General features: G+C 40.7%; 3 protein-coding genes. All 3 read left to right on the top strand.

What is annotated here, in order from left to right; all coding sequences use genetic code 11:
- Positions 1-461: 461 nt before the first annotated feature.
- Complete coding sequence (gene htpG, locus LX69_RS16850; protein WP_111447201.1) at positions 462-2,516, top strand: molecular chaperone HtpG; 2,055 nt, start codon at positions 462-464, stop codon at positions 2,514-2,516.
- Positions 2,517-3,506: 990 nt separating this feature from the next.
- Positions 3,507-4,238 carry a hypothetical protein gene (locus tag LX69_RS16845; protein WP_111447200.1) on the top strand — a complete coding sequence of 244 codons (732 nt, stop codon included), beginning with the start codon at positions 3,507-3,509 and terminating at the stop codon, positions 4,236-4,238.
- Positions 4,239-4,744: 506 nt separating this feature from the next.
- A partial coding sequence (locus tag LX69_RS16840) for a hypothetical protein (protein WP_146260788.1) occupies positions 4,745-8,959 on the top strand: 4,215 nt, incomplete at its 3' end.

The following is an 8,959-nucleotide window of genomic DNA, read 5'->3' as shown; positions in this document are numbered from 1 at the left end:
TCCCCCGTTGGGGCTATGCGGCCAAACCTTTATGTCAGCGACTTGCCTGTTGTTGTCCATGTGCCTATTTCATTAAATCAAAATAAAACTCTGTGTCCCTGTGTCTCCGTGTTCATTAAAAAACTCTATTAAACCATTGTTCTCATCTGTTGTGATGCGCATTGGCCGTTCTGCTTACACTTGCCAACGGCTTCTACGAGATATCTTTGTGTGGTGGCTATCCTTCAAATTACGAAACTATGTTGCATTTAGCAAGAGGTAATGTTACCCATCATTTCAGGTTTCAACATCAGGATGAATTGTTAACCCGTTCCTCTGTTTTTTCTGTCATCGCAACTGACAATGTTGCACACTTCTTATTAGTAAGTGACCATTTGTCAGATTTCATTGCGTGGCACATCCTTTGATGAAGCCCTTGCCGTTATTAACGAATTTTTAAACCATTTAATCACATAATAGCTATGCAAAAAGGTCATATAGGTGTTACCACGGAAAACATCTTCCCGATTATCAAAAAATACCTCTATTCTGATCATGAAATATTTTTGAGAGAGTTGGTTTCCAACGCGGTGGATGCTTCTCAAAAACTGAGAACCCTCTTTTCGGTAGGCGAATTTAAGGGTGAATTGGGCGACCTCACCGTGCGGGTTCATCTGGATGAAAAAGCCGGTACGATCACCATTTCCGATCGCGGCATTGGGATGACTGCCGACGAGATTGATAAGTACATTAATCAGTTGGCCTTTTCGGGTGCCAACGATTTCCTCGAAAAGTATAAGAATGATGCCAATGCCATCATCGGTCATTTCGGACTTGGTTTTTACTCCTCGTTCATGGTATCAAAGAAGGTCGAAATACACACGCTGTCGTTCCGCGAAGGCGCCAAGGCCGTGAAGTGGAGCTGCGATGGAAGCCCTGAGTTTACCCTCCAAGAGACCCCAAAAGCTGACAGAGGCACTGACATTATCCTTCACATTGATGATGAAAACAAACAATTTCTGCAGAAAACAGAGATTTCCCGTTTGCTGAAGAAATACTGCCGCTTCTTACCCGTTGAAATTGCCTTTGGTAAAAAGACCGAATGGAAAGACGGGAAGAGTGTGGAGACTGATCAGGACGATATCGTTAATGAAACCAATCCCTTGTGGACCCGCAAACCGGCTGACCTCAACGACGAGGATTACACAAGTTTCTACAGCAGCCTCTATCCCATGAGCGAGGATCCTCTCTTCAACATCCACCTCAATGTTGATTATCCTTTTAACCTCACCGGGGTGCTCTATTTTCCCAAAATTAAGAACAACATCGAGGTTCAAAAGAACAAAATTCAACTCTATTGTAATCAGGTGTATGTCACCGATTCGGTCGAAGGCATTGTGCCCGAGTTCTTGACCTTGTTGCATGGTGTGCTCGATTCGCCCGACATTCCGCTCAACGTTTCTCGGTCATATTTGCAGAGTGATTCGAACGTGAAAAAAATCTCCAGTCATATCACCAAAAAGGTGGCTGACCGATTGGAAGAGATCTTTAAAAAAGATCGAAAAGCTTACGAAGAGAAATGGGACAACCTGCGCCTCTTTATTCAATATGGTATGCTCACCGATGAAAAATTTGCCGAGCGAGCCCAAAAGTTCGCACTTCTTAAGAATATTGATGGCAAATACTTCACCTTTGAGGAGTACAAGGAACTCATTAAAGCCAACCAAACCGATAAAGATGACACGCTGGTGTACCTATATGCCAACGATCAGGATCAGCAGCACAGTTTTATTGAAGCCGCTACTGCCAAAGGTTATGATGTATTGGTGATGGATGGCCAACTCGATACTCACTTTATCAATCACCTGGAGCAAAAATTTGAGAAGTCTCGCTTTACCCGTGTCGACAGCGACATCGTTGAAAAGTTGGTGCCCAGAGAATCGAACCACGAATCGAAATTGTCGCAGGCGCAGCGTGAAGATATGACTGCTGTCTTCAATGCACAACTTCCCAAAGGAGGCAAGACCAATTTCTACGTCAGCTTTGAGAATGTCGGTGCCGAGGCGGCTCCCATCATCATCACTCAGCAGGAATTCATGCGTCGCATGAAAGAGATGAGCGCCATGCAAGGCGGTGCCATGAGTTTTTACGGCGAAATGCCCGATAGCTACAATCTGATTGTCAATGAAGCTCACCCCTTGGTGGCGCGTGTGATTAGTGATGCTGCTGACGCTTGTAATCAACAGGTGGAGTCATTGCGAAGCAAGCTCCAATCGGTAGAAAAACGTCGCGAGGAACTCAACAAGGGGAAAGAAGGTAAAAAAGACGATGAAGTGCCACAAGCTATCAAAGACGAGTTGGCCGATGTGGATAAGAAGATTGCCGAACTCAACGAGAAGCGCGAAGGCATTCTGGGAGAATTTGGAAAAGATAATAAATTGATTTCTCAACTCATCGACCTGGCTCTGTTGTCTAACAACATGCTCAAAGGTGAAGCTCTGACAAAATTTGTCAAGCGCAGCATCGAACTTATCTGATATTTCGAGTGGTATGATACTCCAAAAGGCTTGCTTCGGCAGGCCTTTTGTCGTTTATGGGGGGCATCTTTCATGGTTCGTGATTATCGACATCTTTCATCAGCCCTGGATAATTGTTTTTAATCTCGCGATGCCCGAATGTTGTGATGTAGCTCATGAAATGAAATCCCTAACAATGAGTGAATCCACGAATTACACGAGTTGAAAAGAAATTCTTGGTATTCGTGTAATTCGTGTTAATCGAAGAAGTCGCTTTGCGCAGCAAAAAATTCGTGGATAAATCCTTTTAACTCATCACTACATAGGGGAATAACAAGTTCTAAATTCATAAAAATAAGAGGCTCTATGTCGAATTCCATGGGTAAACATAATATGAAAGCACGAATTCAAACAAGGTAACTAAGCCGCCTTCGGAAAATGGCGTTAAAAAAATCATAGGCCTGAGCGTTAAAAAAGATGCGCTGTTTGAGCTTGCGAGTTCGCAGATTTTAGTGAAGGCCTATGATTTTTAGCCATTTTACGTTAGCGGCGGCCTTTTTTGCTTACTTTTTGGGGCTGTAGCCAAAAAGTAAGAGCCCGCCCGGCTTGAGGGCACGAAATATAGATTTGAGTAAATACATACTTATGATTACCCACACAAATCAGAATAGAGCCAAATAAGATCTCGGTTTTTAAAAACAAAATCACATCAATTTCTTTAACTTCAATATAAGAGTTAGATGTATGATTATTAAATTGGTTTTTACATTTTAATATTCAACTATTGTAATTTTTTGAATCTGATTTATGAATCACTCAACACATTTTTATTTTAGAAAATTTAATCGATCTACATATAATATTTGAATAGTTTTAGATTAAAAAACTCACAAAAACGTAATTTTAAATTCTATATGGACAATTCTTTTAAAAATTAATCAAATTAATTTTGCTCATTATAATTAATTGCATTAATTTAGCGACTTTAAATGACTCGATAACGCAATAGGTATGTTAACGAAGGCGATACATTTTACCAAGCAGACAAAGAATGACTACTTACTCAGTTTGGCGTCATTGTTTGGGGTGAGCTCCAGTGATGAAGCCATTCGGAATGCCGTGAGTGTTTATGGCTATGATGCCCGACGACTCACTCAGGGAAATGACTTGTACAGGGATTTAAATGCCCTCGAAAACGAGCATATCCAAGTGGGAGGGGAGAAGACCTTGTTGGTGTCGCGTAAGCAATTAATGCAGAAAGCTGTCTCTAAAGAATATATGAAGTTTCTAAAGATTGCCCGCATTGCTTTTGCTGAAAATGAATATGCCACTGATTTGCTCATGCTTGAAGGCATTCGTGAACGGACCTTCAATAAATGGTTCTCGCAGGTGATGGTGTTCGTGAATAACCTCTTGAACCATCCTGAACTGATGAGCGCCATGGGCGAATATGGTGTGAAAAATATTCATATTGAGAAGCTCAAGGCCGAAGTGGAAAATTTGTCTGACCTGATTCAGCAGTGCAATAAAATTGCCAACAAGCACAAACAGCTCACACAAAAAAAACAAAAACAAACCATCAAGGTACAGGCATGGGTGAGCGATTACATCAAGATTGCCCGCATTGCCCTGGAGGATCAACCCCAGCACCTTGAAAAAATGGGCATTAAGTCGCCCGGTGTGGGACGTCCGCGTGGCCGAAAGCGCAAAAGCGACATGTCGACCGCAAATCCTGCTTCCTGAATGTGATAATCAGGATGGCGATTACAGATAATGATTAAAAAAGGTTTAAAAATATCGAACTTAAAATAATCAGGTTCGTATAAATTTTAAACACATTTTTTGTAACCCTGTAAAGCATTGAATGCGAGTGGGGTGATTGAATAATAGATAGGCTTGGCCGGAAAACGTTTCCTGCCGCCTGTGTGAAGTGTGAAGGGAGAGGAGTGAGCCTGTGTTTGACGATCAATGGCTTGTGCTGTTGGCGATTAAAACCGGAACTTGCTGTGTGAACACAACTTTTTGAGCTGAAATACATCTGCCCAAAATTTTGTGTTTTGTTGTTGGTGTGACCCTTTTCTCTTGCCTTTTTTTATTTTTCATTTTGGATGCTTCTAAAAGGTTACCTTTTTTGTGCCTTTTATTGCAATATATTGACCTTTGTCAGCGGTTTATCCGCCGATAATACTATTTTTGCTCTTTATTAGCTCATTTCGTTTGTATAGTCGTCCTAATCAAACTATATTCTTATGTGCAAGAAGTTTACATTTACCCTTTTGTTATTGATAGCATTATCAATTGGTAATTCATTTTCACAATACACAATTAATCCCGCTAGTATTGTAACTTGGTATGATACTTCGGGAGGTAATGTTGTTTCTCATGGAGTACCGGAGGCAATGTGTCAGAATAATGATCCCCAAGTTATTCCGCTAACCCCTACTTACAATGGTTTAGATATCACTCATGTCAATGGTAAGTGGTATTATTTGATTACTGAGAATTGGTTAGATGATTCTGATCCATTAAACCCTGTCTTAAAGATATCTAACGTGGATGAAGCCAAGTACATGTCAACAAATCCACCTGTTCCATTGGCTATTGTTTATTGTATCCCTCATCCAATTTTACCTGGGAAATATAATGCATATAGACAATACGCCAGAATATATCCGGCACCTAAAATCTATAATTTAGATCCTGACCCTATTTCTGCATGTTATGGAGATCCGTTGTCTATAAAATTATCAAATACTGATGGTCAAACACGATATTCTGTTTTTGCTGATGGTATAGAAGTTTATAATGCTGGATATGTTGGCAGTAATGCTGATTATGTATTTAATATTTATGATCTTAATCCTGATGTGAATCGTGAGTATACGGTAAGAGCTTATAATGATTTTTTAGGAATTTCAATATCTCCTTGCCAACAATTGATGAATGGAAGTGTGTCAGGTATTACTTATTCATTACCTGTAATTTCTTTGAGCAGTGATATGCCTGTTTCCTTATGTCGAAATCAGTCTGCTCTATACTATACTACATTAGGTATGAATGGTTATGTGTGGGATTATGACAGTGATTATGCTGAATTAGATGAATCTGGCGGCCCAGGAACAGCAGGAGGGTCTTCAAGTGATAATTTTATCAAACTTAAATGGAAAACTGCTACGCCATTTTCTGCTACAACTAAAGTACGAGTTAATTATGAAGACGCATCAACGAGTTGTGTTGGAGCTAATTTTGCAGAATTAGAAATAACAGTTAATGAATTACCTATTCCAAACTTTGTTTTACCTAGTGATGCAACTGTTTGTATTAATAGTGTAGGCAGATATACAGTTGATGCAGGAATGGATGATTATACTTGGTCCATTTCAGGTGGAGGTACTATCATTACACCTAATCCTGAAACTTCAAATTCTATCGAAGTACAATGGACTACATCTGGTAGTTATAAAGTTAAAGTTGGATTTACTGATCCATTAGGTTGTACTTCTGAAAATGAAAAGGAGTTTGATGTAGTTGTCAATCCTCGCCCTAATCACTCGATAGGCGGGGATAATTCTGTTTGCGTCAATTCTCAGGGGGTTTATACTGTTAATTCAGACCCCGGGCTATCCAATTATCAATGGAATGTATCGGCAGGAGGTACCATCAATGGGGTCAATAATCAGGCATCGCTTCTGGTCGATTGGACAACAGTGGGTGAACATACCATTTCGTTAAAATACGAAGATGCAAATAATTGCGAACCAACCGTACCTGCAACTTATACGGTGACCGTGAAGGATCGCCCAACACCTGACTTTACTGTGAATAGTGTTTGTGTGGGTGAAGCAGTCACTTATACTGCAAATCTGTTGACGGCATTAGATTATAAATGGGTGATTACCGATGGTGGTGTGGTCACAGCCACCGGTAATTCCTCAGCCATTACTTACACCTGGACAACAACAGACCCAACCAATTCGGTGTCGCTCAATTATACGGTGAATGAGTGTGATGCGGTGAATCCAACCACACATAATATAAGCGTCAAGAGTCGCCCCGATCCTAAGTTTCTTGAATCTACTGCAGCTGTATGTCAAGGAGCAACCGATATTCGTTATCGGACTGAGGCAGGAATGACCAATTACACCTGGTCTATAATTCCGGCTATTCCTTTTACCATCGGTGGTAGTGGCGAATACATTGATGTAGATTGGAATGTTACACCCGGTAATTATACAATTCGTGTAAATTATGAAGTGAATGATTGTGATGCAATCAATCCTACTGAAATGACGGTAACTGTCAGAAGTTTACCTAATTATGTGATTACAGGACCATCGCCGGTTTGTGCCAATTCTTTACCAATTTCAGGTGCTTATTCATTATCTGGTGCATCTAATATTTCATCTTATTCTTGGTCTATCCTATCAGGTGATGCAACGATTAATGGCTTAAGTGATCAATCTACTTTAAGCGTTAATAGTGGGTTAAATGATTTTTCATTGAGTTTACATTACGTGGATATTTATGGTTGTGCACCTGCTGCTGATCCTACTTTTAACGTTGATGTAACACCTCTTCCCACTCCGGCACTCTCACCATCAACACCTGCAATGGATGTATGTGTTAATGAATCTGTGACTTATACTGCCGATAATTTGTCGGCTATCGGATATACCTGGACTGTTACGAATGGAACAGCACAAACTCCATTAACAGGTTCCAGCATCACTGTTCTTTGGGACACTCCAGGTGTTACAGGTACCATCACTCTAAATTATACAGTGAATGGTTGTGATGCGTTGAATCCTACTGAGTATAATATAGCGGTTAAGAATCGCCCTAATCCTTTATTGATTAATCCTGTGTTGTCAATGTGCGAAGGATCGACTAATATTATTTACACTACACAAGCTGGGATGTCTAACTATAGTTGGATTATTCCTGCAGGTGTAACAAAAGTAAGTGGTGGCGGTCTTAATGATAATACTGTCACACTCAGCTTTCCAACTCATGGATCTTATTCCATTTCAGTTAATTATGAAGAGGATGGTTGCTCTGCATCTGTTCCTTCCGTATATACCATTGATGTTAATTGGATTGATGCCACCATATCTTCTTCTGTTTCTAATATCATTTGTCAAGCCGATGAAGTAACATTTCAAGCTAGTGTAAATAATGGAGGAACTGCTCCTTTTCTTTATTCGTTTTACAGAATTAGGGGAGGGGTACCATCATTGGTACAAGCTGCTAGTGCGAATAACCTTTATACTACTAATGATTTGCTGGATGGTGATATTTTATATGCGACTATTTCGGATGCAAACTTGTGTAGTGATAACAGTGCACAAATTGTGATGGTTGTCAATCCTCTTCCAAGCGCATCTGTTGATCCCATTGATCCGGTTTGTGAAAATTCAAATGTAACGATCTCTGCCAAACCAACAGGAATGGCTAAATATGTATTCCATGTGATCAGTGGTGGTGTCACAACTGATTATAATCAAAATGCAGTGAATACATTGGTTTACACCCCCATTGACAATGATAAAATTAGTGTGACGGTGACTTCTTCTGCCGGTTGCGTTAGTACTTCTACTGAACAAACGGTATCTGTAACCTCAACTCCCGTTGTCGCTCCATTAACTTATACTTCACCCACTGGGTCTACCACTGTTTGTGAATCTTCAACTGTTTCCTTTGATGCCTTGTCTGGTGCTGACGTTTATACCATTGAATTGGTGAGTGTTGGTTTAACTCCTGAGCAAACGATTACTCTTCGTGACAAAGGAAATAATGACGCATTTACGGTAACAGCCACTGATCATTTTACCAATGCGACTGGGTTTACGGTTCGTGTGACCGGTTACAATGGTGCTTTGGAGTGTCAGAGTACACCTGTAACTGCGACCTTTAGCATTAACAAACCAACTGTTCAGTTTGTCAATCCGGTCACTACCATTTGTGAAGGTGCGGATGCATCATTCACGGTAACCGGCGTTAATGCAAATGAATATATCTTCTTTGTCAACAATATATTAGGCGTCCCGGTTCAAGGTTGGAGCACTTCAAATACTGTTACCATCAGTGGTTTGCAAAACAATGATGTGGTGTACGTTCAAAGTCGCAGTGCTGCTCCATACACTTGTCCATCGGAGTTTGCACAAGTAACCATTACCACTGTAGCGCTTCCTAATCCCAGTGTGGATCCGATTGCCCCAATTTGCGAAGGAACACCTGTTATCGTACAAGCCAATCCGGCAGGCATGAGTAATTATGTATTTCATGTAGATAGAGGTGGCGTTGTAACCAATTATGACAGAGGAAGCAATAGTACCTACCCAACATCCGATTTACAAAATAACGATGTGGTGAGTGTTACTGTTACCGCTGCAACTGGATGTTCCGCTACTTCGGTTGGTCAAACAGTTGTAGTGACTGCCATACCTGTTGTCGCACCCTTAACT

This window comes from Breznakibacter xylanolyticus, from assembly GCF_003254275.1.
Lineage (GTDB): Bacteria > Bacteroidota > Bacteroidia > Bacteroidales > Marinilabiliaceae > Breznakibacter > Breznakibacter xylanolyticus.
Note: the sequence above shows the minus strand (reverse complement) of the source record. Positions and strands in the feature narration are given on the sequence as shown.